The following is a 24,322-nucleotide window of genomic DNA, read 5'->3' on the forward strand; positions in this document are numbered from 1 at the left end:
GCGTTCTCCCCTGATCCCCTGATCACGATAAGTTAGGCCTGCCTAACCTAACATCTCACCCGGGAAGAGAGGAGAGCAGCCGCTGCAGGGATCCGCCCAGCCCCCAGCGCGCCGAGAGCTCCTCGAGGCCGGCCGGATCGCGGGGAGCGGCCGGCAGCGCCGCGTCGAAGGGTGCCAGCGGCACGTCCGAGGCGACCCGCACCACCTTCGGCGCCACCGCCAGATAGGGGCGGGCCTCGTCCAGCCGCCTGCGCTGCGCCGGGGTGACCTTCGCCGCCGGGTCGTCGACCGCCGCCATGATCCCGGCCAGGTCGCCGAAGGAGGCCAGCAGCTTCGCGGCCGTCTTCTCCCCGATCCCGGGAACTCCCGGCAGCCCGTCGCTGGGGTCGCCGCGCAGCAGCGCCAGGTCGGCGTAGCCCGGGCCGTCCACCCCGTACTTCTCCCGCAGCACCGCCTCGTCCACGACGTTCAGCGTGCCCACGCCCTTGACCGGGTACAGCACCCGGATCCCGCGCCGGTCGTCGACGAGCTGATAGAGGTCGCGGTCGCCGGTGACGATGTCCACCGGGCCCGCCGCCCGCCCGGTCAGCGTGCCGATCACGTCGTCGGCCTCGTACCCCGCCGCCCCCACGCGCGCGATGCCGATCGCGTCCAGCACGGCCTCGATCACCGGCACCTGCGGGGAGAGGGTGTCCGGCACCTCCTCCTCGTCGGGGCCGGACGTCGTCTCCTCCGCCACCCGGTGCGCCTTGTACGAGGGGATCAGCTCGACCCGCCAGTGCGGCCGCCAGTCGAAGTCCATGCAGGCCACCAGGTCGTCGGGGTGGCGATCCTGGACCAGGCGGGCGATGAAGTCCAGCAGGCCGCGCACCGCGTTCACGGGCGTGCCGTCGGGGGCCTTCACCGAGTCCGGCACCCCGTAATAGGCGCGGAAGTACAGGGAGGCGGTGTCGAGGAGCATCAGGCGTCGGGTCACGGCTCGATCATGCCGCACGCCACCGACAGCGCCGCACCGGGATGTGAAGTGGATCACTGTTCGGTTTGCCCTTAATGGCCCGGGGCAGGCGCGAGCCCGGAGTGGCCCGGCCCGGTTGGGGGAGGCGGGCGGGAACGAGTTCAACCCGAGAGGTCTATGTGTCCAGGCTGAAGGCCGAGCACCTGTACAAGGTGTTCGGCAGACGACCCGAAGCCGCCGTCCGACGGCTCGAGGACGGCGCGAGCCGCGACGAGCTGCGCGCCGACGGCACCACCGCGGCGGTGATCGACGCGTCGTTCGAGGTCGAGGCCGGCCAGATCTTCGTGGTGATGGGGCTCTCCGGATCCGGCAAGTCCACGCTGCTGCGCATGCTCAACGGACTGCTGGAGCCGACCTCCGGCAGCGTCCGCTACGACGGCCGCGACCTGACCGCGCTGTCCCCGCGCGAGCTGCGCGAGGTGCGCTCGAGCAACATCAGCATGGTCTTCCAGCACTTCGCCCTCTTCCCGCACCGCAGCGTGCTGGAGAACGCCGCCTACGGCCTCGAGGTCCGCGGCGTCCCGCGCCGCGAGCGCGAGGAGCGCGCGGCCGAGGCCCTGGAACTGACCGGCCTCGCCGGCTGGGAGACCTCCTGGCCGGACGAGCTCTCCGGCGGCATGCAGCAGCGCGTCGGCCTCGCCCGCGCGCTGGCCACCGACGCCGACCTGCTGCTGATGGACGAGTCCTTCAGCGCGCTGGACCCCCTCATCCGGCGCGACATGCAGGACCAGCTGCTGGACCTGCAGAAGCGGCTGAAGAAGACCATCGTCTTCATCACCCACGACCTCAACGAGGCCATGCGCCTGGGCGACCGCATCGCCGTCATGCGCGACGGCCGGATCGTGCAGAACGGCACCGCCGAGGACATCCTCGTGCGGCCCGCCGACGACTACGTCGCCTCCTTCATCCAGGACGTCGACCGCTCCCGCGTGCTCACCGCCGGTTCGATCATGGACGAGCCGTCCGCCGCCGTCCCGGCCACCGCCACCACCGTCGACGCCGGCACGCCCGTGGCCGAGCTCTTCGCGCCCCTCTCCCGCAGCGGCTCCCCCGTCGCCGTCACCGGCGAGGACGGCGAACCGGCCGGCGTCGTCACCCGCGAGGGACTGCTGGCCGCGCTGGGCGAACAACCCCGCACCACCACCGAGGAGGTGACCGCCCGTGCCTAGCATCGACCTCGGCGGCTGGGCGGAGAGCTCCGTCGGCTGGCTGCAGACGCACCTCTCCTGGCTCTTCGACGCCGTCAACACCGTGCTGACCGGCCTGTACGAGGGCGTCGACGCCGTCATCGGCGCGCCCGACGCGCTGATCACCGCCGGCATCCTCGCCGTCCTCGCCTGGTGGCTGCGCGGACTGGCCGCCGGCGTGCTCGCCTTCGCCGGGCTCGCGCTGATCGACTCCTTCGGGCTGTGGGACGAGGCGACGGCGACGCTCTCGCTCGTCCTCGTCGCCAGCCTCATCACCCTGCTCGTGGCCGTCCCCCTCGGCATCTGGGCGGCGCGCTCCCGCCGGGTGAGCGGGGTGCTGCGGCCCGTACTGGACGTCATGCAGACGATGCCCGCCTTCGTCTACCTGATCCCGGGCGTGATGTTCTTCTCCATCGGGCCCATCCCCGGCCTGATCGCCACCATCGTCTTCTCGATGCCCCCTGGCGTGCGGATGACCGAGCTCGGCATCCGCCAGGTCGACGGCGAACTCGTCGAGGCCGCCCGGGCCTTCGGCACCACCCCGCGCGACACCCTCGTGCGCGTCCAGCTCCCGCTGGCCCTGCCCACCATCATGGCGGGCGTCAACCAGGTGATCATGCTGGCGCTGTCCATGGTCGTCATCGCCGGCATGGCCGGCGCCGGCGGTCTCGGCGAGGCCGTGTACTCCGCCGTCACCAAGGTCGACATCGGCGGCGGCGTCGAGAGCGGCCTCGCGGTCGTCGTCCTCGCCATGTACCTCGACCGCATCACCGGCGCGCTCGGCCGACGGGTCTCCCCGCTCGGCCGCCGGGCCTCGGCCAAGGCCGCCGCCTCGGCGCGCCGGGCCACCCCCGCGTTCCTGCGCTACCGTCCCGGCACGGCGGTGGCCACCGTCGGCATCGTCGTCCTCGCGCTCCTCGGCGGCGGCCTGCGCCTGGTCGGCGGCGACGACGGCCGGCAGAGCGTGGCCGCCGGCCAGAACGTCGGCCGGGGCAAGAGCATCAAGCTCGGGTACTTCCCCTGGGACGAGGCGGTCGCCTCCACCTACCTCTGGCAGAACGTCCTCGAGGACCGCGGCTACAGGCCGACCGTCCAGCAGCTCGACCCGGGCCCGCTCTACACCGCCCTCGCGCAGGGCCAGATGGACCTGCAGTTCGACGCCTGGCTGCCCACGACCCACAAGCAGTACATGGACCGCTACGGCGACAAGCTCGCCGACCTCGGCTCCTGGTACGGCCCCACCTCGCTGGAGCTGTCCGTGCCCTCCTACGTCAAGGGCGTCGACTCCCTGGCGGACCTCAAGGGCAAGGGCGCGCTGTTCGGCGGCAAGATCACCGGCATCGAGGCCAGCGCCGGCATGATGTCCCGGCTCAACGACACGGTGCTCAAGGAGTACGGTCTGGACGGCGAGTACAAGGTCGTCTCGTCCTCCACCTCCGCGATGCTCGCCGACCTCGACCGGGCCATCAAGAAGAAGGAGCCCATCGTCACCACGCTCTGGTCGCCGCACTGGGCGTACGGCACCCACGACCTGAAGAAGCTCAAGGACCCCAAGGGCGCCTGGGGCAAGGGCGAGGAGATCCACGCGGTGGGCAAGAAGGACTTCGCCCAGGACTTCCCGCGCGTCGCGGAGTGGATGAAGAACTTCCGTATGACCGAGAAGGACCTCTCCTCGCTCGAGGCGGAGATCCAGAACGGCGGCAAGGGCAAGGAGAAGGAGTCCGCCCGCCGCTGGCTCGACGCCCACCCGGGCTACGCCGACAGGATGGCGCCTGCCGGCAACTGACGAACAGGCGTACGGTGGGGCGGTGACCCCGACGACCCCGACGTGTCCCGCGTCCAGGGTTCGCCCCGCCGTACGCCGCGTCGTCTCCCTGGTCCCCTCGCTGACCGAGGCCGTGGCCGCCACGGCGCCGGAGCTGCTGGTCGGGGCCACCGACTGGTGCGAACACCCCGCGGACCTCGACGTCGTCCGCGTCAGGGGCACCAAGAACCCCGACGTGGCACGGATCGTGGCCCTGGCCCCCGGCCTCGTCGTCGCCAACGAGGAGGAGAACCGCGCCCCCGACCTCGGCGCCCTGCGGGCGGCCGGGCTGAACGTCCTGGTCACCGAAGTCCGCACGCTCGAGCAGGCGTTCGCCGAGCTGGAGCGCGTCCTGGTGCGCGGCTGTCGGCTGGCCCGTCCCGGCTGGCTCGACGACGCGCGCGACGCGTGGCGCGACGTACGGGCGGAGGGGCCCCTGACGCGGGCCGTCGTGCCCGTGTGGCGCAGGCCCTGGATGGTGCTGGGCCGGGACACCTTCGCCGGCGACGTCCTCGCCCGCCTCGGGGTGGCCAACGTCCACGCCGGGCACGGCGAGCGCTACCCGCGCATCCCGCTCGAGGAGCTCAACTCCTGCGGCGCCGAGCTGGTCGTGCTGCCCGACGAGCCGTACCGCTTCGGCGCGGACGACGGGCCGGAGTCCTTCCCCGGCCTGCCGTCCGCGCTCGTCAGCGGGCGTCATCTCACGTGGTACGGGCCATCGCTCGTGCGGGCGCCGGCGGTGCTGGGCGCGGCGCTGCGAGCAGCCGGCCACTGACCAGCCCGGCCGCCGTGCGGGCCGCAGCCAGGGCCCACGCCGTCACCAGCAGGGCGTACAGCCCGACCGCCACCCAGGTCAGGGCGGTCAGCCCGGTGTGCCGGGCGAGGCCGGCGGCGCCCGTGACGCAGGTGCCGACGGGGAAGGTGAAGGCCCACCAGGTCATCGCGAAGCCCATGCCGCCGCGGACGGCACGGATGGTCATGGCAGCCGCCAGGACCAGCCACAGCAGGGCGAAGCCCATGACGGGCACGCCGTAGAGGACCGCGAAGCCGGCCAGGGCGTCGGCGTAGGGGGCCGCGACCGCTCCCGGTGCGACGTCGGCGAGGTTGCCCACGGCCGTCGTGGACTGGCCCAGCGGGCCGAGGACGAGGAAGAGCGTGGGGGTCAGCGCGAGCGGCAGCGGCCCGTGGTGGATCAGGCGCGCGACGACGGCGGGCAGGATGACGAGCGTCGCCAGCAGGCTCGCGCCGAACAGCGCGTAGCAGCCCAGGAGCATCGCCTCCCGCCACTGTCCGGCCGGCAGGTGCGGCACGAGCGCGGGGCCGAGCGCGGCGGAGACCATCGGCGCGACGACGGGCAGCAGCCACACCGGGGAGGCGTCGCCCGGCGCTATCCGGTGGCGGGTGACCATCAGATACGGGATGGCCGCCGCCGCGGCCAGCCCGATGCCGGTGCCGGCCACCCACAGCACGGCGTCGGCGGCCACGGCCGCGCGCTCGCCGACGACCCCGGAGCCCACGGAGAGCGTGGCCCCGCCGACGGCGAGCACGGCCATCGCCAGGCAGCCGTAGAAGGGCGCGACGGCCGGGTCGCCGAGGTGCCGCCGGGCCTGGTCGGGGTGGCGGCCCCAGTGGGCGGCGCGGGCGGCGAGGAGGGCGAGCAGGAGCAGCACGGCCAGCGCCCACACCGCCTCGTACGCCCCGCGCAGGCCCGGCACGTGGACGGGCAGGGCGGCCCCGGCGGACGCGACGATGGCGGTGCCCATGACGGTGGCGTACCAGTTGGGGCCGAGGTGGCGCAGGGGTGTGGGGTGGCTGTGCGTGCTCATGGTTCCACCCTCTCCCCGGGGCGAGGCCCTCACCAGGGACGATGTGGCTATGAGGGCATAAGCTGGACTGATGACCCAGGAGCCGTTCCGAGTGCCGCTGGCGCACCGGGTGCCCGACCTCGGGGCGCTCGAGCTGCTGCTCGCCGTGGCCCGGCTGGGCAGCCTGGGGCGGGCGGCGAGGGAGCTGGGGATCACCCAGCCCGCCGCGAGCGGCCGGCTGCGCGGCATGGAGCGTCAGCTCGGGGTCGCGCTGGTGGAGCGCTCGCCACGCGGTTCGCGACTGACGGACGCCGGGGTGCTCGTCACGGACTGGGCACGGCGGATCGTGGAGGCGGCCGAGGCCTTCGACGCGGGCGCGCAGGCGCTGCGGGGGCGGCGCGACGCGCGCCTGCGGGTCGCCGCCAGCATGACCATCGCCGAGTACCTGCTGCCGGGATGGCTGGTCGCGCTGCGCACGCAGCGGCCGGACACGGCCGTCTCGCTGCTCGCCGGCAACTCCACCGCCGTCGCCGCGCGGCTGCTCGCCGGGGAGGCGGACCTTGGTTTCGTCGAGGGGCTGGACGTGCCGCCCGGCCTGGACGGCACGGTGATCGGCCACGACCGGCTCGTCGTCGTCACCGCCCCGCAGCACCCCTGGGCGCGCCGCCGGGCGGCGCTGAGCGCGGGCGAGCTGGCGGCGACACCCCTGATCCTTCGGGAGCGGGGGTCGGGGACGCGCCAGGTCCTGGACGCGGCACTGGCCGCGCACGGCGGGCTCGCGGCGGCCGAGCCGCTGCTGGAGCTGGCCTCGACGACGGCGGCGAAGGCCGCGGTGGTCAGCGGGGCGGGCCCCTCGGTCATCAGCGAACTCGCGATCGGCGAGGAGCTGGCGGGGCGGCGCCTGGTGGAGATCCCGGTGGCGGACGTCCCCCTGCGGCGTGCGCTGCGCGCGGTGTGGCCGACGGGCCACCGGCCGGTGGGGCCGGCGCGTGACCTGCTGGGACTGACGCGCTCGCGCCCGGCGGACGCGGAGGAGCCCCGGACGGGCCGGTGAGCACCGGCCCGTCCGGGGCATCAGACACGCCCTGAGGCGGATTCAGCCCACCGACGAGTACGCCACGACGCCACGCAGCAGTCCTTCGACGGCCTTGCGCGCGTTGCGCGCGACCGGGCTGCCGGGCGGGGCCGCCGCCGCGATCTGGCCGAGGACGTCGATCAGCTGCTTCGTCCAGCGCACGAAGTCGCCCGCCGGCATGTCGATCTCCCGCAGCACCTCGTCCAGGCCGTGGCCCAGGGCCCAGCGGTAGGCGGGCCAGGCGAAGCCGAGGTCCGGCTCGCGCTGGCCGACGCCCTCCGTCTGGTTGATCTTGTGCTGCTCCTCCAGGGCGTCGAGCCGGCCCCAGATGCGGACCATCTCGCCGAGGGCGTCCTGCGCCGCGCCCGAGGGCAGCTTCGGCGGGGCCGCGTCGTCGGCGGCGCGGGCCTCGTAGACCAGCGCCGAGGCGCACGCCGCGAGCTCGGCCGGCTTCAGGCCGTCCCAGACGCCGTCGCGCAGGCACTCGGAGGCCAGCAGGTCCAGCTCGCCGTAGAGCCGGGCCAGCCGGCGGCCGTTCTCGGTGACCTCGTCGCCGTGGAGATAGCCCAGCTCGGTGAGCAGCGCGCAGATGCGGTCGAAGGTCCGGGCGATGGTGTTCGTCCGGCCCTCGATGCGCCGCTCCAGCTGCCGGGTGTCGCGCTGCAGGCGGTGGTAGCGCTCGGCCCAGCGGGCGTGGTCCTCGCGCTCGTCGCAGCCGTGGCAGGGATGCGCGCGGAGGGCGGTGCGCAGCCGGGCGATCTCGGTGTCGTCGGCGGCCGCGGCCCGACCCCGCCGCTGCCGGCCGGGATCGAGGTGACCGGCCTTGGTGCGCAGCGCGGAGGCGAGGTCGCGGCGGGACTGCGGGCTGCGCGGGTTGAAGGACCTGGGGATGCGCATCCGCTCCAGCGGCTCGACCGGCACCGGGAAGTCGATCGAGGCGAGCCGCTTGACCTGCCGCTCGGCGGTCAGGACGAGCGGGCGCGGGCCCTCGTGGTGGTCGTAGCCGCGGTGGCGGTCGGTGCGGGCGGGGGCCACGCCCGGGTCGAGCACGAGCGCGAGGCCGGCGTACTTGCCGGTGGGGACGTGGATGACGTCGCCCGGCTTGAGCCGCTCCAGCGAGGCGGACGCGGCGGCCCGCCGCTGGACCGCTCCCTGCTTGGCCAGCTCGGTCTCACGGTCCTTCAGGTCGCGGCGCAGGCGGGCGTACTCCTCGAAGTCGCCGAGGTGGCACTCGATGGCCTGGCGGTACCCGGCGAGGCCCTCCTCGTTCTTCTGCACCTGACGCGAGATGCCGACGACCGACTTGTCCGCCTGGAACTGGGCGAAGGAGGTCTCCAGCAGCTCGCGCGAGCGGTGCCGGCCGAACTGCGAGACCAGGTTGACCGCCATGTTGTACGACGGCTTGAAGCTGGAGCGCAGCGGGTACGTGCGCGTGCCGGCCAGGCCGGCCAGCGCGGCGGGGTCCATGGCGCGCTGCCACAGGACGACCGCGTGGCCCTCGATGTCGATGCCTCGGCGGCCGGCGCGGCCGGTGAGCTGGGTGTACTCGCCGGGGGTGATGTCGGCGTGCTGCTCGCCGTTCCACTTGACGAGCTTCTCCAGGACCACGGTGCGGGCGGGCATGTTGATGCCCAGGGCCAGGGTCTCGGTGGCGAAGACGGCCTTGACCAGGCCCTTGACGAAGAGCTCCTCGACGACCTCCTTGAAGGTCGGCAGCATGCCCGCGTGGTGGGCGGCGATGCCCCGCTCGAGCCCCTCGAGCCATTCGAAGTAGCCCAGGACGTGCAGGTCCTCGTCCGGGATGGGGGCGCAGCGCTCCTCGACGATCTCGCGGACCCGGGCGCGGGCCGCGTCGTCGTTGAGCCGCAGGCCGGCGTAGAGGCACTGCTGGACGGCGGCCTCGCAGCCGGCGCGGCTGAAGATGAAGGTGATGGCGGGCAGCAGGCCCTCGGCGTCCAGGCGCTCGATGACCTCGGGGCGGCCTGGGGTCCAGATGCGGCTGCGCTGGCGGCGCTCGCGCTCGCGGTCGGCCTCGCGCACCATCTTGCCGCGGCGGCGCTCGCGGGGGTTGTAGACGCGGCTGTTCTCCATGCGGGCCATGCGCAGCAGGTCGGGGTTGACCTCGCGGCGGGCGGCGCCGCGGCCGCCGTGGTCGGTCTCCTCCTCGAAGAGGTCGTACATCCGCCGGCCGGCCAGCACGTGCTGCCACAGCGGGACGGGGCGCTCCTCGGCGACGATCACCTCGGTGTCGCCGCGGACGGTGTCCAGCCAGTCGCCGAACTCCTCGGCGTTGGAGACGGTGGCCGACAGGGAGACCAGCGTCACCGACTCGGGGAGGTGGATGATCACCTCTTCCCAGACGGCGCCGCGGAAGCGGTCGGAGAGGTAGTGCACCTCGTCCATGACCACGTGGCCGAGGCCTATGAGCGCCTGCGAGCCCGCGTAGAGCATGTTGCGCAGGACCTCGGTGGTCATCACCAGCACGGGGGCGTCGGCGTTGACGCTGTTGTCGCCGGTCAGGAGGCCGACCTTGGCGGCGCCGTAGCGCCGGACCAGGTCGTTGTACTTCTGGTTGGACAGGGCCTTGATCGGCGTGGTGTAGAAGCACTTGCGGCCCTGGGTGAGGGCCAGGTGGACGGCGAACTCGCCCACGATGGTCTTTCCGGAGCCGGTCGGTGCCGCGACCAGCACTCCCTTCCCGGCCTCCAGGGCCTTGCAGGCCTCTATCTGGAAGGGGTCAAGCTCGAATTCGTACATCTCGCGGAAGGGGGCGAGCGCGGTGGCCTGCTCCGCGGCGCGCTGCCGTGCCAGGGCGTAGCGCTCAGCAGGGGACATGTCGTCGGTCATCTTGTCTACGAGCCTACCGGGGACCTCCGACAGCCACCCGATCTTTATCGAGCTCCCAGGAGCCGCACGGCGGCGGGTACGGTCTCGGCGGTGAGCGGCAGCGGGCCGAGGGGTTCCCCGTCGGCGTAGCCGGTGACGCCGTCCGCCTCCAGGGTCACCTTCGCGGCCCGGTGGGTGGTCACCGTGGGGTGGCTCAGGTGGGTGCCGCGGTAGACCTTCGGGAAGACGGTGAGCAGGGTGGAGCGGCGGCAGGGGCCGACGACGGTGACGTCGAAGAGGCCGTCGTCGAGGCGGGCGCCCGCGCAGATGCGCATGCCGCCGCCGTAGGATCGTCCGTTGCCGACCGCGACGAGGGTGGCCCGGAGGTGCAGCTCGGGGCCGTCGTCGAGGCGCAGCCGGTAGGGGATGGGGCGCAGCGCGGCCAGCTCGGCGAGCAGGGCCGCGTCGTAGCGCAGTCGCCCGGTGGGGAAGCGCATGCGGTTGCCGCGGTCGTTGACCCGTGAGTCGAAGCCGGAGGCGAGGACGGTGCCGAACCAGCGCTCCCCGACCCTGCCGAGGTCGACGGCCCGGCCGCCGTCGCCCTTGAGGGAGGCGGCGACCACCGTGGCGGCCGCGACGGGGTCGCGGACGGGCAGTCCGGCGGCGCGGGCGAAGTCGTTGCCGGTGCCGACGGCCACCACGCCGAGGGGGGTGGGGGTGCCGGCGACGGCGTTCAGGGCCAGCGAGGTCATGCCGTCGCCGCCGACGGCTATGAGCGCTCCGGTGCCTCCGGCGACGGCCTCGCGGGCGCGCCGCAGCGCGTCCGGGCCGTCGGCGCCCACCACCGTACGGACGTGGAATCCGGCGTCCCGCAGCACGCGGGCGGCGGGCGCGGCCGCCCGGGCGCCGCGGCCCCGGCCGGCCGTGGGGTTGACGAATAACGTGATGTCGCTGGTCACCCGGGGACACTACCGGTCGGCGGGGGCGGGGTACGACGAAGGGGCGGCCGCTGGGATCAGCGGCCGCCCCTTCGCGGGTCGGGTCCGGGTGCGTCGTGCGCGCCCGGTCACGTCACGTCGTCGTAGCCCTTGCCGTGGCCTGCGGACTGCTCGGTCAGCGGGGGCAGCGGCTCGGAGTCGCCGATGGGCTGCGGGGTGAGGTCGAGCGGGGCGGCCTCGTCGTCGGAGAGCAGCTGGTCGGGGTTGGCCTCGCGCTTGCGCTTGTCGTTCAGCAGCGCGATGCCCACCGCGATGAAGTACAGCACGATGATCGGGCCGGCCAGCAGGAACATCGAGAACGGGTCGACGGTCGGGGTGGCCACGGCGGAGAAGACCGTGACGCCCATGATCATGCCGCGCCACCAGCCCAGCATGCGGCGGCCGGTGAGCACTCCGCCGAAGTTGAGCATCATCAGCAGCAGCGGCAGCTCGAAGGAGAGGCCGAAGACGACCACGAGGCGGGTGACGAGGTCGATGAGCTCATCGAGCGGCAGCAGGTTGTCGACGCCGCCCGGGGTGAACTCGATGAGGACCTTCGCCGCGGAGGGCAGGACCTTGTAGGCGAAGAAACCGCCCGCCGCGAAGAGCGGCACGCCCGCGGCGACGAAGCCCAGGGCGTACTTCTTCTCGGTCTTGTGCAGCCCCGGCGCGAGGAACGCCCACAGCTGGTAGAGCCACACCGGGCTCGCCAGCACCAGGCCGGAGACCAGCGAGACCTTCACCATCAGGGTGAACGGTCCGACCAGGCCGGACATGGTGATGTTGGCGCACTGCTGGCGGCTGTCCTTGTTCGCGAGCTCCGCGAAGGAGATCTTGCAGCCGATCGCTTCCTGGATCGGGTGCTTGAAGACCTCGATGATGTCCTTGTAGTAGAAGGCGGCCACCACGGCGACGATCACGATGGCGAGGACGGACTTCGCCAGCCGGTTGCGCAGCTCACGCAGATGCTCCGCGAGCGGCATCCGCCCCTCGGGGTCCTTCTCCTTCTTGCGGGCGGACTTCGGCAACCCACGTCCCTATTCTCGTGCGGCAGACGGTCGCCCGAACACGGCGGCCGTCTGAAGTCTGTCCGGGGGTCAGCGCTGGGTCGTACGGTCGCTCGGCTCGCCGACCGGGCGGGAGGTCACGTCGCCGGGCGCGGCCTTGATCGTACGGGGGGCCTGCTCGGCCGCGGGCGGGTCGGCGGGGGCGGCGGCGTTGTCCTGGTTCTCGGACTTCATGGCCTTCGCCTCGCTCTTGAGGATGCGGGCGGACTTGCCGAGGGAGCGCGCCATGTCCGGAAGCTTCTTCGCACCGAACAGCAGGAAGACGACGACGAGGATGAGGATGAGCTCCGGAGCTCCGAGCCGTCCGAACATAAGGGTTTACCTTCTCACCGAAGCGGGATGGGTGTGGGACCGGCCGGCTGACCGGACATATGTCCATCAGCCGTACGGCAGCGATCGTAACGCGCAGGGGTAAACGCTCGGCAATCCCTGTGCATACTCCCAGTCGCGACCCTCCGCCTCGTCAACAGGGCCACCTCGACCAGCGTACCGTCCGCCCGAAACCGCAGGAGAGCCCCCGTATGCGACGTTCAGCGGCCTTCGCGCAGCGTACGGGCGGTCTGTGCCGCCAGCGGGGACGCGGCCCGCTCCAGGTCCTCGGCCGCCCGGGTGATCCGGTGCGAGGCCTCGGAGACCTGCCGGGAGAGCCGCCGTACCTCGGCGAAGACGCGCGCGGCGAGGACCGCGAGGACGGCGATGCCGCAGAAGCCGAGGGCGATGGCGAGCATGGGCCAGAACATGGGGACGAGCCTATCGGGGGGCGAGGACCGGCCGGGGGAACACTTGGCCGGATCTCGCTGGTCGGGCGGGGTGGGGTGGGGCGGTGGGGTCAGGCGGTGATGTGCAACCGCAGGGTGCGCACGCCGCCGTCGGTGAGCAGCTCGACGATCCGCTCGCCGGCCGGCTTGCGGACCGCGGAGCCGCAGTCGGGGCAGGTGAAGGAGTAGAAGGTGGTGCGGTCGCTGGCGCCGATCGCCAGCCGCAGCGCGCCGGCCGCCAGCTCGAAGCTGCCCCGGCAGTCGGGGCACGCGGCCTTGAAGACCGCGGCCACCGACGTCCTCGCGTCCATGACGTCCCCTGCGCCGTCCACCTTCACGTTCCCCTTCACTCGCCGTACGCCGCAAGGGCCTCGCGTGCCGCCTCCCGCGCGCTGACGGACAGCTCGGGCGGGGAGACGATCCGCCCGTCCCGGCCCAGCCGCAGCGCCAGGCGGCGCAGCGAGGCGGGGTCGGGGGTGCGCAGCGTGATCCGCAGGCCGCCCTCGGGGAGCTCCTCGGCGCTGTCGTGGGGGTAGTACTCGGCGACCCAGCGGCCTCCGGGGCCGACCTCGATGACCACCTCGGGGTCCTCGGCGGCGGGCTGGACCAGGCCCTCGGACAGGTCGCGCAGCTCGACCGGCGGGGGGTCGGAGGGCTCGTCGAGCAGTCGGATTTCGGCCACCCGGTCGAGGCGGAAGGTGCGCCGCGCCTCGGACAGCCGGCACCACGCCTCCATATAGGTGTGACCCACGGCGAACAGCCGGATCGGGTCGACCTCGCGCTCGGTGAGCTCGTCGCGCGCGGGCGAGTAGTAGCGCAGCCAGACGCGGCGGCGCTCGGAGATCGCCCGGTCGACGTCGGCGAAGACCCCGCCCTCGGACTCGAAGCGGACCGACAGCCGGGAGCTGGCGCCCGCCGCCTCGCCGGCCGCGGCCTCGATCTTGGCGGTGGCGCGCAGCAGCGCCTGCCGGTCGCTCTCGCGCAGGCCGGGCAGGGTGGCCACGGCCCGGGCCGCGACCAGCAGCGCGGTGGCCTCGTCGGCGGCCAGGCGCAGCGGTTCGCCGGTGCTGGTGCCGGAGGCGTCGGGGTTGTGCCACCAGATGCGGTCGCCGTCGGTGTCGATGTCGAGCAGGTCGCCGCCGCGGAAGCTGGTGCCGCACATGGGCAGCACGTCGAGGTCGCCGATCAGCTCGTCCTCGGTGATGCCGAAGGCGCGGGCGACGTCGGCGACCCGGGCACCGGGCCGTTCGCGCAGGTAGGTGACCAGCGACAGCATCCGCCGGGTCTGGTCAATGGCGTTGGCTGCCATCAGAAGTCGCTCCCGTTCCTCTCAGCCCTTGGCCACGGCACGCAGCCGGTCGATCACATCGGCCCGCAGTTCGGCGGGTTCCAGCACGATCACGTCGGGTCCGAACTCCACCAGCCAGGCGTCCAGCCCGTGCCCGGAGGGGATCTCCAGCTCGTCCCAGCCGTCGCCGAGGTCGCGCGTGGCGCCGGCGCGGGCCCGCAGCGGGTAGCCGTGGCCCGCCCGCACCTTGATCCGGGCCGTGCCGGTGGCCGTCTCCCCGGCCCAGCTCTCCACGGTCGTGCGGACCGTGACGTGGTCGGGCACGGGCGCGGTGAAGGGCAGGGACCGGGAGCGGACCTTGCCGGTGATGCGGGAGAGGCGGAAGACGCGCTCGGCCTGGCGGTCGCGGTCCCAGCCGGCCAGGTACCAGTGGCCGCGGCAGAACTCCAGGGCCCAGGGCTCGACGCGGCGCTGCTCGGGGTGGACCGCGTTGGCCTTGCGGTAGTCGAAGACCACGGGGCGGCGGTCGCGGGCGGCCAGCATCAGGGGCTCGAAGGCGGCCTCGTGCGCGGGGATGCGGGTCTCGAGGACGCTGTGGGAGCCGTCCTCGGCCAGCGGCATCCCGGCGGCCCGCAGCTTCTGCAGCGCGCCGCTGGCCGCGCCGGCCAGCCGGGCCTGCTGCCAGACCTTGGCGGCCAGCCCCAGGGCGGCGGCCTCCTCGACGTCGAGGGTGATCGCGGGGAGCCGGTTGCTGTCGCGGCGGGCCTGGTAGCCGGTCTCGCCGTCGAGGCCCTCGACGGTCTCGATGATCAGGCCGAGCTCGCGGAGGTCGTCCTTGTCACGCTCGAACATCCGGTTGAAGGCGTCGTCGTTCCCGGACTCGCCCGAGGCCCCTGCACCACTTTCGATGTATGCCTCGATCGAAGCCCGCAACTCCCCCTTGCTGAGCGGGCGGCGCGTGCCCAGCAGGCACAACGCCAGGTTCATCAGCCGCTCGGCCTTGGCAATCGCCATCGACGCCCTCTCTACTTGTGCTCTCAACCGTTGACCGTACCGCTCACGGCTCGTACGACAAAAGCCGAGGGCCCGCGCCAGGCTGGCACGGGCCCTCGGCCTTCGTTCGGGGTGTCTCAGACGCCCATCAGGTCGCAAACGAAGATCAGCGTCTCGCCCGGGGCGATGACACCGCCGCCGGCGCCACGCTCGCCGTAGGCGAGGTGGGCGGGGATGACCAGCTTGCGGCGGCCACCGACCTTCATGCCCTGGATGCCCTTGTCCCAGCCCTCGATGACCTGGCCGGCGCCGAGCTTGAACTCCAGCGCGCTGCCGCGGTTCCAGCTCGCGTCGAACTCCTCACCGGTGGAGAAGGCCACGCCCACGTAGTGGACCTTGACGAAGTCGCCGGCCTTGGCCACGGGGCCGTCGCCCTCCCAGATCTCGGTGATCTCGAGGTCGGACGGGACGTCGCCTTCGGGGAAGTCGATCTCGGGCTTCTCGATGTTCACGAACGTGCTCCTACGAATCAATCCTGCGGACAACCGTGCAATTCTGGCAGATCCCGATCAGCGGATCAGACCTTGCCCACGATGTCCACGACGAAGACCAGGGTGTTCTTGTCCAGCTCGCTGCCCGGCTGGCCCCCGTAACCGAACTTCGGCGGAATCACCAGCTCCACCCGGTCTCCCACATGCTTGCCGACCAGGCCCTTGTCCCAGCCCTGGACGACCGAGCCGGTGCCGATCTGGAACGCGGTGGCCCCGGAGTGGTCCCAGGAGGAGTCGAACTTCTTGCCGTCCTCCCACTTCACGCCCGTGTACTGGGCGATCAGGCCGTCGCCGGCCTTGATCTCCGGGCCGCTGCCCTTGATCAGGACCTGGTCCTTGAGGTCCGTCGGCGGCTTGGTGTCCTTGGGAATGGTGATGTCCGCGGCCTTCTGGGCGTTGGCCTTGACCTCCGGCATGCCCTCCTCCGGCTTGGCCTGCTCACCCTTGACCTCGGCCTTGGGGTCGACCTTCTGGGCACCGACGACGTCGATGACCCATACCAGGCCGTCCTCGGGCTTGACGCCCGCCTGCGGGTTGAGCTGGTCGCCGATCAGCGCCTTGGCCGTGCCCTCGACCTCGATGCGGGAGCCGGCCTTCTGGCCGATCACGGCGTCGAGCACCTTGGCGGGCATCTCCTGGCTGGGCTGGCCGAGCTGCTGGACCATCTGGCGGCGCGGGCCCTTGCTGCCCGACTTGTCCTGGGTTGCCCAGGTACCGCCCAGCGGCTTGTTGTCCTTCATCGTCTGCCCGGCGAAATCGAGCCGGACGAACGAGCCCTTCTCGGCCTTCGCGCCCGTCCCCTCCGTCAGGGTCTTGACGACGAGCTTGTCCGCCGGCTTGGTGTCCTTCGGCACGGAGATCTCGGGCTTCTCGCCGAACTTCCCCTCCACCGTCACCTTGGCGTCGGACGAGCCGCCGTCGTCGGACCCGCACGCCGAGGCGGTCAGCAGCAGGACGGGCACGGCCAACGCCGCGGCGAGGCGACGCGCGTTCTTCGTGTGGTTCATCAAGTCCAACTCGGGCTATAGGGGTCGGCTGGGCAGTGCCCGTCACTCTACGGCCTGTATCGCGCCGATCAACCCCGTCCGACACGGATGTGCGCCGGGTACGGTGAACCCGGCGCACACGCGTGCCTTTTGCGGCCTCCGCCGCCCCCGCCGTCACATTCCGGCGATGAGCTTCTCCACCCGGTCGTCCACCGACCGGAACGGGTCCTTGCACAACACCGTGCGCTGCGCCTGGTCGTTGAGCTTGAGGTGGACCCAGTCGACGGTGAAGTCCCGGCGCTGCTCCTGGGCCCGGCGGATGAAGTCGCCGCGCAGCCGGGCGCGAGTGGTCTGCGGGGGCACCGACTTGGCCTCGAAGATCTTGAGGTCGTCGCACACCCGGGCGGCCTGCCCGCGCCGCTCCAGGAGGTAGTACAGGCCCCGGCGGCGGTGGATGTCGTGGTAGGCGAGGTCTATCTGGGCGATCCTCGGGTGCGACATGGTGATGTTGTTCTTGGCGCGGTAGCGCTCGATGAGCTGGTGCTTCATCACCCAGTCGATCTCGGTGGAGATACGGTCCAGGTCCTCGTCCCGGATCGCCTCCAGGGCGCGGCCCCACAGCTCGAGCACCCGCTCCACGGTGCCCGTGCGGATGCCGCGGCGCTCGCAGAAGTCCACGGCCTTCTCGTAGTACTCCTGCTGGACCTCCAGGGCGGAGGCCTCCCGGCCGCTGGCCAGGCGCACCTTGCGTCTGCCGGTGATGTCGTGGCTGACCTCGCGGATGGCCCGGATGGGGTTCTCCAGGGTGAGGTCGCGCATCACCGTGCCGGCCTCGATCATGCGCAGCACGAGGTCGGTGGCGCCGACCTTGAGCAGCATCGTGGTCTCGGACATGTTGGAGTCGCCGACGATGACGTGGAGCCGGCGGTAGCGCTCGGCGTCGGCGTGCGGCTCGTCCCGGGTGTTGATGATGGGGCGCGAGCGGGTGGTGGCGGAGCTGACGCCCTCCCAGATGTGCTCGGCCCGCTGGCTGACGCAGTAGACCGCGCCGCGAGGGGTCTGCAGGACCTTCCCGGCGCCGCAGATCAGCTGCCGGGTGACCAGGAAGGGGATGAGGATGTCCGCGAGACGCGAGAACTCCCCGTGCCGCGCGACGAGGTAGTTCTCGTGGCAGCCGTAGGAGTTCCCGGCGGAGTCGGTGTTGTTCTTGAAGAGGTAGACGTCGCCCGCGATGCCCTCCTCGTGCAGACGCCTCTCGGCGTCGACGAGGAGGCCCTCGAGGATGCGCTCCCCCGCCTTGTCGTGGGTGACCAGCTCGGTCACGCTGTCGCACTCCGGTGTTGCGTACTCCGGGTGCGAACCCACGTCGAGGTAGAGGCGAGCGCCGTTGCGCAGGAAGACATTGCTGCTGCGGCCCCAGGAAACGACACGGCGGAAGAGGTACCGCGCCACTTCGTCAGGGGACAGCCGGCGCTGTCCTCTGAAGGTGCACGTGACGCCGTACTCGTTCTCCAGCCCGAAAATGCGGCGGTCCATGCCTGAACACTACGCCTGATGCCCTGCGCTGAAACCGGGTTCGACAGCACCGCTTCGATCATTTTCCGACCGGGCCACCACGGGCGAGGGGACCGAGGGGGCCCGCAGGGAGCGCCGGGCCAGCACCATGACGAGCAGGGCAGCGGCCCCGCCGCCGACCGCCACCAGGAAGCCCGCCCGGGCGCCGCCGGACTGGACCGCCGGCCCCACGAAGGCCGTCCCGATGGCCGCGCCGACGCCGAAGGAGGTCACCAGCCAGGAGAACGCCTCGGTCACCGTGCCGCGCGGCGCGTGCCGGTCCACGACCACGAAGGCGGTGGCCAGGCAGGGCGCGAGGAAGAGGCCCGCCACGCCGGCCAGGACCGTCATGGCCACCACACCGGGCGTCAGCACCAGCGGCACGTAGAGCAGGGCCAGCCCGCCCACGAGCACCCGCAGGCGCTGCTCGGGGCTGCCGGGCCACTGCCGGGCGCCGTGGACGGAGCCGCCGATCAGGGCGCCGACGCCCAGGGCCGACAGCAGCCAGCCGGCGATGTTGCCGCCGCCGTGCGCGTCGCCGTAGGCCACCGCGGCGACGGCTATGGAGCCCAGCGCCGAGCCGATGAAGAAGAAGGTGCCCAGCAGTACCAGCAGCCCGCGCGAGCGCAGCGCGCCGAGCCAGTGCGCCTCGCGGGGCTCGCTGCGCCACTTCCGGGAGGGCGGCGAGGTGACCACCGCGAGGGCGCCGACGACGCCCATCAGGTGGAGGGCGTTCAGCGCGGCGGCCTCGGACCAGATCGCCACGATCCGGGTGACGATCAGCGGGCCGACCACGTAGATCAGCTCCTGCGCGATCGCGTCCAGGGAGTACGCGGCGTGGAGGTCGTCCTCGTTCTTGAGCACCGACGGCCACAGGGCCCGCAGGCCGCCCTCGAGCGGCGGCGCGAAGAAGCCGGCCACGATCATGGCCAGGTAGGACAGCGGCAGCGGGTCGAGGCCCACGACGGTGAAGCAGGCCATGCCCAGCGCGGTCATCAGCGCCGAGGGCAGGATGACGCGGGGCTGGCCGTAGAGGTCGACGGCCCGGCCGAGCAGTGGCTGGCCGACGGCGTTGGCCACGCCGTAGACCGCGGAGAGCGCTCCGGCGAGGGTGAAGCTGCCGCCCTCGGCGCGCACGAAGAGCACGATCGCCAGCGCGGCCGTGGCGTTGGGCAGCCGCCCCACCAGGGTGCCGGTGAGCAGTCGCGCCGCGTGCCGCGTTCTGAGCATCTCGACGTATCCGCCGCCCGCCGCCGCCATGGTCCGCCTCTCCTGAAACCGGTCTGTTTTTGACAGGCCCGGTAGTCTTATGACCGAGCCATCCCGGTTTTACGTATAACTAGCGCCGTTATACGTACCATGACGGCAGCCCGCGGGTCCACCCGCGCGGTTCTGCAGGCAGCGGAGAGGGGTGTCGCGGCGGTGGCCGAGGACAAGCGCGGGGACGGGGACGACACGGGCGCCGGGACGCGCTGGCCGACCGTCCGGGGCAGGCACGCCGCGGCCGCCCGGGCCACCAGCCGGGACGTGGCGCGCGCCGCGGGCGTCTCCCAGGCCACCGTCTCCCTGGTGATGGGCGGCAAGTGGCGGGGCCGGGTCTCGGAGCCCACCGCCGAGTCCGTGCGCGCCGCCGCCCGCGAGCTGGGCTACCGCCCCAACCTCGCCGCCCGGAACCTGCGCCTGGGCCGCACCCGCACCGCGCTGCTGGTCGTCCCCGCCCTCACCAACGAGTTCTTCGCCGGCGTCTACACCGGCGCCGCCCGCGTCGCCGCCGAGCACGGCGTCGGCGTCGTCCTCTATCCCTCCCCCGAGGGCACCGGCCCGGCCCGTGACCCCTTCGCCTCGGCCCGGGCGACCCTCGACGGCGTGATCGCCTCCTCCATGGCGGCGGACGCCCTGAGCGACCTGCGCGAGGGCGGCCTGCCCCTGGTCATGCTGGACAGCGACCCCGACCGCACGGAGGCCGTGGCGACCGTCAACCTCGACATCGCCGACGGCATGCGCCAGGTGACGGAGCATCTGCTGGCCCTGGGCCACCGGCGCGTCGCGCACCTCGCGGCCGACGTCGACTCCTGGACCTTCCGGGTCCGCGCCCGGGCCCTGGCCGACGCCGTCGGGGCCACGGCGGACGCGGCGGTGGTACGCACCGAGCCGGCCGCCCTGACCGTGGCCGCCGGCCTGCGCGCGGCCGAGCGGGCGCTGACCGGGCCCGGACCCCGCCCGACCGCCCTGATCTGCGACGACGACGTCCTGGCGGCGGGCGCCTGCAAGGCCGCCCGGCGGCTGGGGCTGCGGGTGCCGGAGGAGGTGTCGGTGACCGGCTTCGACGATCTCTCGCTCGCGACCGCCGTGGAGCCGGAGCTGACCACCGTCCGCCTGCCCGCCGAGGCAGTGGGCGCGGCGGGGATGCGGGCCCTGGTGGCCGTGCTCGACGGGGAGCCCGCGACGGCCACGACCGTGCCGGTGGAGCTGGTCACCCGGGGGACCAGCGGGCCGTACGACGCCGCGCGCCCCGGCGGGCGGGAGACCCGGCGGGGCGCGCGGCGTGAGGCGTCGGTGGGGTAGTCGGTGGGGAGGGCGGATCAGCCCTCCGAGCCGGTGTCCTCGCCGGACTCGTCGGCCACGTCCGCGACGGACGTGGCGCCGGAGCCCTCCTCCAGCAGCAGCGAGAGCTGCCGGCCCAGCAGCCGCTTGAACTTCCGCTGCTGCGGCCGCGTCCGGTCCAGGACGGCGACCTCCAGCTGCTCGGGGGTCAGCGTGCGCTCGGTGCCGTTGGTGTCGCGGGCGAGGGAGGCCCGGGCGAGCTTGAGCGCCTCGGCGAGCGTCATGCCGTCGCGGTGCCGCTGGTCGAGGTAGTTGCTGATCTGGTCGGCGTTGCCGCCGACGGCGACCGAGCCGTGCTCGTCCACGATGGAGCCGTCGTGCGGCAGGCGGTAGATCTGGTCGTCCTCGGGGCCGGCCCCGACCTCGGCGACGATCAGCTCGACCTCGTACGGCTTCTCGCCCGCGCTGGAGAAGATCGTGCCCAGCGTCTGGGCGTAGACGTTGGCCAGGCCGCGGGCCGTGACGTCGTCCCGGTCGTAGGTGTAGCCGCGCAGGTCCGCGTAGCGCACGCCGCCGATGCGCAGGTTCTCGAACTCGTTGTACTTCCCGACCGCCGCGAAGGCGATCCGGTCGTAGATCTCGCTCACCTTGTGCAGCGCGCGGGAGGGGTTCTCGGCGACGAAGAGGACGCCGTCGTTGTACTGGAGGACCACGACGCTGCGGCCGCGCGCGATGCCCTTGCGGGCGTATTCGGCGCGGTCGGCCATGGCCTGCTGGGGTGAGACATAGAACGGCGTCGACACCGTTATCCGTCCCTTCTCGTGTGGGATTCCGTCAGTGTCGAAGGCGTCACAGGAGCCCGGCCCGCGGGCCGTCGGGCTCCTCGAGCCGCCGCTCGTGAATGGCGCGGACCACCTCGGCGGCCTCCGCGTCGGTGAGCCTGCGGAAGCCGTCGTCGGTGATGACGGTGACGATGGGGTAGATGCGGCGCGCGAGGTCGGGCCCACCGGTCGCCGAGTCGTCGTCGGCGGCGTCGTAGAGCGCCTGCACGACGAGCGTGGCGGCCTGCTCTTCCGTCAGGTTCTCCCGGAAGAGCTTCTTCAGCGCACCGCGCGCGAACAGCGAACCGGAGCCCGTCGCCGCGTAGCCGTGCTCCTCGGAGCGCCCGCCGGTCACGTCGTAGGAGAAGATGCGGCCCTTCTGGCGGTCCACGTCCCAGCCGGCGAACAGCGGCACCACGGCCAGCCCCTGCATCGCCATGCCGAGGTTGCTGCGGATCATCGTCGACAGGCGGTTCGCCTTGCCCTCCAGCGAGAGCGAGACCCCCTCGACCTTCTCGAAGTGCTCCAGCTCCAGCTGGAAGAGCTTGACCATCTCCACGGCCAGCCCGGCCGTGCCGGCGATGCCCACCGCGGAGTACTCGTCGGCGGGGAAGACCTTCTCGATGTCGCGCTGCGCGATCACGTTGCCCATGGTGGCCCGCCGGTCACCGGCGAGCACCACTCCGCCCGGGAACGTGACCGCGACGATGGTCGTGCCGTGCGGGGCCTCGATGACGCCCTGCGCCGGCAGCTGCCGGTTGCGCGGCAGCATCTCCGGCTGGTGCGCCCCGAGGAAGTCCATGAACGACGAGGAGCCGGGCGTCAGGAAGGCAGCCGGCAGACGCCCTGTACTGGGAAAGTTGGCTTCCACACGAATCCTTCGAAGAGATCATCTAGAAATACTGAACGGGACCATACCGCCGGGCCGTCAAGCCGTCCGTCCCGTGCCCCGGCACGGGACACGGGACGGAGTGCCGGCCCTACTGTCCGCCCTTTTGTACGAACGAACGTACGAAGTCCTCGGCGTTCTCTTCGAGCACGTCATCGATTTCGTCCAGCACGGAGTCCACGTCGTCCGACAGCTTCTCCTGGCGCTCCTTGAGGTCCTCGGAGACCTGCGCGTCCTGCGCCTGCTCCTCGACCTCCTCTGTCGAACGCGTGGCCTTCTGCTGCCCGCCGCCGGTGTCCTTGGTCGCCATACCCCTCACCCCGCTCGTGTTCGGACGAAACTTCCGGATGTAGCGCCGTACAAGATCAGACCCTACAAGCAGGGCCCGGCATCGGCCCCGCACTTGCTACAACGTCCCGGAACCACCCTGATGATTCCCTCATCCCGGGCTTCTCAGACCCTTCCCCCGGCATCGCCGGGGAGATCCCGGCGTCAGCCGCCCGAGAGCACCCGCACCAGGTCCTCGGCGGTGCGACAGCGGTCCAGGAGCTCCTTGACGTGGTTGCGGGTGCCGCGCAGCGGCTCCAGCGTGGGGACCCGCTGCAGGGAGTCACGGCCGGGCAGGTCGAAGATGACCGAGTCCCAGGAGGCGGCCGCCACGTCCTCGGCGTACTGCTCCAGGCAGCGGCCGCGGAAGTAGGCCCGGGTGTCCTCGGGCGGGGCCGTGCGGGCGCGGGCCACGTCGGCCTCGTCCAGCAGGCGCTTCATCCGGCCCCGGGCCGCCAGCCGGTTGTACAGGCCCTTGTCCGCCCGCACGTCCGCGTACTGCAGGTCCACCAGGTGCAGCCGGGCCGCGTCCCAGCCCAGGCCGTCGCGGCGGCGGTAGCCCTCGAGCAGCTCCCGCTTGGCCACCCAGTCCAGCTCCCCGGCCAGGCTCATCGGGTCGTGCTCGAGCCGGTTCAGGACGTCCTCCCAGCGGGTGAGCACGTCCTTGGTCTGCTCGTCCGCGTCCGCCCCGAAGCGGTCCTCGACGTACTTGCGCGCCAGCTCGAAGTACTCCATCTGCAGCTGCACCGCCGTGAGCGTACGGCCGCTGCGCAGCGTGATCAGGCGTCGCAGGGAGGGGTCGTGGCTGACCTGGTGGAGGGTGCGCACGGGCTGCTCGACGGCGAGGTCGACGGCGATGAAGCCGTCCTCGATCATCGACAGCACCAGGGCGGTGGTGCCCAGCTTGAGGTAGGTGGAGATCTCCGAGAGGTTGGCGTCGCCGATGATGACGTGCAGCCGGCGGTACTTCTCGGCGTCGGCGTGCGGCTCGTCCCGGGTGTTGATGATGGGCCGCTTGAGGGTGGTCTCCAGGCCCACCTCCACCTCGAAGTAGTCGGCGCGCTGGCTGATCTGGAAGCCGTGCTCGTGGCCGTCCTGGCCGATGCCGACGCGGCCGGCGCCGGTGACGACCTGGCGGGAGACGAAGAACGGCGTCAGGTGGCGCACGATGTCCGAGAAGGGGGTCTCCCGCTTCATCAGGTAGTTCTCGTGGGTGCCGTAGGAGGCGCCCTTGTTGTCGGTGTTGTTCTTGTAGAGGTGGATCGGCTGGGCTCCGGGCAGCTGGGCGGCCCGCTCGGCGGCCTCGGCCATGATCCGTTCCCCCGCCTTGTCCCAGAGGACGGCGTCCCGGGGGTTGGTGATCTCCGGGGAGCTGTACTCCGGGTGGGCGTGGTCGACGTACAGGCGTGCGCCATTGGTGAGGATGACGTTGGCCAGCCCGATGTCCTCGTCGGTGAGCTGACTGGAGTCCGCGGCCTCGCGGGCGAGGTCGAAGCCGCGGGCGTCCCGCAGCGGGTTCTCCTCCTCGAAGTCCCAGCGGGCACGGCGTGCCCGGTGCATCGCGGCCGCGTAGGCGTTGACGATCTGGGACGAGGTGAGCATGGCATTGGCGTTCGGGTGACCCGGGACGGAGATCCCGTACTCCGTCTCGATGCCCATTACTCGCCGTACGGTCATGCGGCCCTCCTTGCCCGGCGGCGCCCCCGGGTGGGGTGGCCGCTCAAGTACCGCTGCGCATCCAGAACGTGCACGGTCCCCGATCCCCCACTGCGCTCGGCGGCGGTACCGAAGAGCCTAGAACGGCTTTGCGGCCCTGGGGAGATCATTACAGTCATTGCTCCGGTTCTTGTGGCGG

General features: G+C 72.3%; 23 protein-coding genes. 5 read left to right on the plus strand and 18 right to left on the minus strand.

What is annotated here, in order from left to right; all coding sequences use genetic code 11:
- Positions 1 to 55 precede the first annotated feature (55 nt).
- Positions 56 to 961, minus strand: coding sequence for a 5'-3' exonuclease H3TH domain-containing protein (locus tag AB4K12_RS24820; RefSeq protein ID WP_368436536.1), 906 nt, complete (start codon positions 959 to 961; stop codon positions 56 to 58).
- Between the two features lie 173 nt (positions 962 to 1,134).
- On the opposite strand from AB4K12_RS24820, the gene AB4K12_RS24825 reads away from it, so the two are divergent.
- The 3 genes from AB4K12_RS24825 to AB4K12_RS24835 are packed head-to-tail and all read left to right on the plus strand — an operon-like array spanning position 1,135 to position 4,781.
- Positions 1,135 to 2,184, plus strand: a complete 1,050-nt coding sequence (locus AB4K12_RS24825; protein WP_368436274.1) for a glycine betaine/L-proline ABC transporter ATP-binding protein — start codon at positions 1,135 to 1,137, stop codon at positions 2,182 to 2,184.
- Positions 2,177 to 3,988 carry an ABC transporter permease/substrate binding protein gene (locus AB4K12_RS24830; RefSeq protein WP_368436277.1) on the plus strand — a complete coding sequence of 604 codons (1,812 nt, stop codon included), beginning with the start codon at positions 2,177 to 2,179 and terminating at the stop codon, positions 3,986 to 3,988. Before AB4K12_RS24825 ends, AB4K12_RS24830 begins: the two co-directional genes overlap by 8 nt.
- Positions 3,989 to 4,010: 22 nt before the next feature.
- Complete coding sequence (locus tag AB4K12_RS24835; protein ID WP_368436279.1) at positions 4,011 to 4,781, plus strand: helical backbone metal receptor; 771 nt, start codon at positions 4,011 to 4,013, stop codon at positions 4,779 to 4,781.
- On the opposite strand, the gene AB4K12_RS24840 is transcribed toward AB4K12_RS24835, so the two are convergent.
- Positions 4,708 to 5,832 carry a TDT family transporter gene (locus tag AB4K12_RS24840; protein ID WP_368436281.1) on the minus strand — a complete coding sequence of 375 codons (1,125 nt, stop codon included), beginning with the start codon at positions 5,830 to 5,832 and terminating at the stop codon, positions 4,708 to 4,710. The genes AB4K12_RS24835 and AB4K12_RS24840 overlap by 74 nt on opposite strands.
- A 70-nt stretch (positions 5,833 to 5,902) precedes the next feature.
- Here AB4K12_RS24840 and AB4K12_RS24845 point away from each other — a divergent pair, with 70 nt between their 5' ends.
- The gene (locus AB4K12_RS24845; protein ID WP_368436282.1) at positions 5,903 to 6,865 is read left to right on the plus strand and encodes a LysR family transcriptional regulator; all 963 of its coding nucleotides are present in this window, start codon (positions 5,903 to 5,905) and stop codon (positions 6,863 to 6,865) included.
- A gap of 42 nt (positions 6,866 to 6,907) precedes the next feature.
- On the opposite strand, the gene AB4K12_RS24850 is transcribed toward AB4K12_RS24845, so the two are convergent.
- From AB4K12_RS24850 to AB4K12_RS24905, 12 genes are all read right to left on the minus strand, one after another.
- The gene (locus AB4K12_RS24850; RefSeq protein ID WP_368436284.1) at positions 6,908 to 9,733 is read right to left on the minus strand and encodes a DEAD/DEAH box helicase; all 2,826 of its coding nucleotides are present in this window, start codon (positions 9,731 to 9,733) and stop codon (positions 6,908 to 6,910) included.
- 44 nt (positions 9,734 to 9,777) lie between these two features.
- Positions 9,778 to 10,671, minus strand: coding sequence for a diacylglycerol kinase (locus tag AB4K12_RS24855; protein WP_368436286.1), 894 nt, complete (start codon positions 10,669 to 10,671; stop codon positions 9,778 to 9,780).
- Positions 10,672 to 10,778: 107 nt separating this feature from the next.
- Positions 10,779 to 11,717: a twin-arginine translocase subunit TatC gene (gene tatC / locus AB4K12_RS24860; protein ID WP_362260782.1), complete on the minus strand. Its 939-nt coding sequence runs from the start codon at positions 11,715 to 11,717 to the stop codon at positions 10,779 to 10,781.
- A 69-nt stretch (positions 11,718 to 11,786) separates the two neighbouring features.
- Complete coding sequence (gene tatA / locus AB4K12_RS24865) at positions 11,787 to 12,068, minus strand: Sec-independent protein translocase subunit TatA (protein ID WP_362260780.1); 282 nt, start codon at positions 12,066 to 12,068, stop codon at positions 11,787 to 11,789.
- A gap of 218 nt (positions 12,069 to 12,286) precedes the next feature.
- On the minus strand, positions 12,287 to 12,496 hold the full coding sequence (locus AB4K12_RS24870; protein ID WP_086569189.1) for a hypothetical protein: 210 nt from the start codon (positions 12,494 to 12,496) through the stop codon (positions 12,287 to 12,289).
- 89 nt (positions 12,497 to 12,585) lie between these two features.
- A complete protein-coding gene (locus AB4K12_RS24875; RefSeq protein WP_107431044.1) occupies positions 12,586 to 12,825 on the minus strand; it encodes a hypothetical protein in 240 nt (79 codons plus the stop codon).
- A 35-nt stretch (positions 12,826 to 12,860) separates the two neighbouring features.
- Complete coding sequence (locus tag AB4K12_RS24880) at positions 12,861 to 13,823, minus strand: helix-turn-helix transcriptional regulator (RefSeq protein ID WP_368436289.1); 963 nt, start codon at positions 13,821 to 13,823, stop codon at positions 12,861 to 12,863.
- 21 nt (positions 13,824 to 13,844) lie between these two features.
- Positions 13,845 to 14,816: a helix-turn-helix transcriptional regulator gene (locus AB4K12_RS24885; protein ID WP_368436291.1), complete on the minus strand. Its 972-nt coding sequence runs from the start codon at positions 14,814 to 14,816 to the stop codon at positions 13,845 to 13,847.
- Positions 14,817 to 14,932: 116 nt separating this feature from the next.
- Positions 14,933 to 15,307 (minus strand): FKBP-type peptidyl-prolyl cis-trans isomerase, encoded by a 375-nt coding sequence (locus tag AB4K12_RS24890; protein WP_368436293.1) that lies wholly within the window; start codon positions 15,305 to 15,307, stop codon positions 14,933 to 14,935.
- A gap of 65 nt (positions 15,308 to 15,372) precedes the next feature.
- On the minus strand, positions 15,373 to 16,353 hold the full coding sequence (locus tag AB4K12_RS24895; protein ID WP_368436295.1) for an FKBP-type peptidyl-prolyl cis-trans isomerase: 981 nt from the start codon (positions 16,351 to 16,353) through the stop codon (positions 15,373 to 15,375).
- Between the two features lie 153 nt (positions 16,354 to 16,506).
- A complete protein-coding gene (gene pafA, locus AB4K12_RS24900; RefSeq protein ID WP_368436297.1) occupies positions 16,507 to 17,868 on the minus strand; it encodes a Pup--protein ligase in 1,362 nt (453 codons plus the stop codon).
- 9 nt (positions 17,869 to 17,877) lie between these two features.
- Entirely contained in the window at positions 17,878 to 19,146 is a 1,269-nt protein-coding gene (locus tag AB4K12_RS24905; protein ID WP_368436299.1) for an MFS transporter, read from the minus strand.
- 99 nt (positions 19,147 to 19,245) lie between these two features.
- Here AB4K12_RS24905 and AB4K12_RS24910 point away from each other — a divergent pair, with 99 nt between their 5' ends.
- Positions 19,246 to 20,451 carry a LacI family DNA-binding transcriptional regulator gene (locus AB4K12_RS24910; protein WP_368436301.1) on the plus strand — a complete coding sequence of 402 codons (1,206 nt, stop codon included), beginning with the start codon at positions 19,246 to 19,248 and terminating at the stop codon, positions 20,449 to 20,451.
- Between the two features lie 17 nt (positions 20,452 to 20,468).
- On the opposite strand, the gene prcA is transcribed toward AB4K12_RS24910, so the two are convergent.
- The 4 genes from prcA to dop form a co-directional block, all read right to left on the minus strand.
- The gene (prcA, locus tag AB4K12_RS24915) at positions 20,469 to 21,233 is read right to left on the minus strand and encodes a proteasome subunit alpha (RefSeq protein ID WP_368436303.1); all 765 of its coding nucleotides are present in this window, start codon (positions 21,231 to 21,233) and stop codon (positions 20,469 to 20,471) included.
- A 46-nt stretch (positions 21,234 to 21,279) separates the two neighbouring features.
- Complete coding sequence (gene prcB / locus AB4K12_RS24920; RefSeq protein WP_368436305.1) at positions 21,280 to 22,122, minus strand: proteasome subunit beta; 843 nt, start codon at positions 22,120 to 22,122, stop codon at positions 21,280 to 21,282.
- 109 nt (positions 22,123 to 22,231) lie between these two features.
- Positions 22,232 to 22,450, minus strand: a complete 219-nt coding sequence (locus AB4K12_RS24925) for a ubiquitin-like protein Pup (RefSeq protein ID WP_086569168.1) — start codon at positions 22,448 to 22,450, stop codon at positions 22,232 to 22,234.
- A 182-nt stretch (positions 22,451 to 22,632) separates the two neighbouring features.
- Positions 22,633 to 24,144, minus strand: a complete 1,512-nt coding sequence (gene dop / locus AB4K12_RS24930; RefSeq protein WP_368436307.1) for a depupylase/deamidase Dop — start codon at positions 24,142 to 24,144, stop codon at positions 22,633 to 22,635.
- Between the last annotated feature and the right edge of the window lie 178 nt (positions 24,145 to 24,322).

Origin of the sequence: Streptomyces sp. C36, from assembly GCF_040932295.1 — a bacterium.
Taxonomy (GTDB): domain Bacteria; phylum Actinomycetota; class Actinomycetes; order Streptomycetales; family Streptomycetaceae; genus Streptomyces; species Streptomyces triculaminicus.

Bases quoted from the DNA above. Each gene is read 5' to 3' on its own strand.
- AB4K12_RS24840 (WP_368436281.1), bottom strand. From the start codon at position 5,832: ATGAGCACGCACAGCCACCCCACACCCCTGCGCCACCTCGGCCCCAAC.
- AB4K12_RS24895 (WP_368436295.1), bottom strand. From the start codon at position 16,353: ATGAACCACACGAAGAACGCGCGTCGCCTCGCCGCGGCGTTGGCCGTG.
- tatA (WP_362260780.1), bottom strand. From the start codon at position 12,068: ATGTTCGGACGGCTCGGAGCTCCGGAGCTCATCCTCATCCTCGTCGTC.
- dop (WP_368436307.1), bottom strand. From the start codon at position 24,144: ATGACCGTACGGCGAGTAATGGGCATCGAGACGGAGTACGGGATCTCC.
- AB4K12_RS24870 (WP_086569189.1), bottom strand. From the start codon at position 12,496: ATGTTCTGGCCCATGCTCGCCATCGCCCTCGGCTTCTGCGGCATCGCC.
- AB4K12_RS24905 (WP_368436299.1), bottom strand. From the start codon at position 19,146: ATGGCGGCGGCGGGCGGCGGATACGTCGAGATGCTCAGAACGCGGCAC.
- AB4K12_RS24885 (WP_368436291.1), bottom strand. From the start codon at position 14,816: ATGGCGATTGCCAAGGCCGAGCGGCTGATGAACCTGGCGTTGTGCCTG.
- AB4K12_RS24880 (WP_368436289.1), bottom strand. From the start codon at position 13,823: ATGGCAGCCAACGCCATTGACCAGACCCGGCGGATGCTGTCGCTGGTC.
- AB4K12_RS24925 (WP_086569168.1), bottom strand. From the start codon at position 22,450: ATGGCGACCAAGGACACCGGCGGCGGGCAGCAGAAGGCCACGCGTTCG.
- AB4K12_RS24875 (WP_107431044.1), bottom strand. From the start codon at position 12,825: ATGGACGCGAGGACGTCGGTGGCCGCGGTCTTCAAGGCCGCGTGCCCC.
- AB4K12_RS24850 (WP_368436284.1), bottom strand. From the start codon at position 9,733: ATGACCGACGACATGTCCCCTGCTGAGCGCTACGCCCTGGCACGGCAG.
- AB4K12_RS24910 (WP_368436301.1), top strand. From the start codon at position 19,246: ATGACGGCAGCCCGCGGGTCCACCCGCGCGGTTCTGCAGGCAGCGGAG.
- AB4K12_RS24845 (WP_368436282.1), top strand. From the start codon at position 5,903: ATGACCCAGGAGCCGTTCCGAGTGCCGCTGGCGCACCGGGTGCCCGAC.
- AB4K12_RS24820 (WP_368436536.1), bottom strand. From the start codon at position 961: ATGCTCCTCGACACCGCCTCCCTGTACTTCCGCGCCTATTACGGGGTG.
- pafA (WP_368436297.1), bottom strand. From the start codon at position 17,868: ATGGACCGCCGCATTTTCGGGCTGGAGAACGAGTACGGCGTCACGTGC.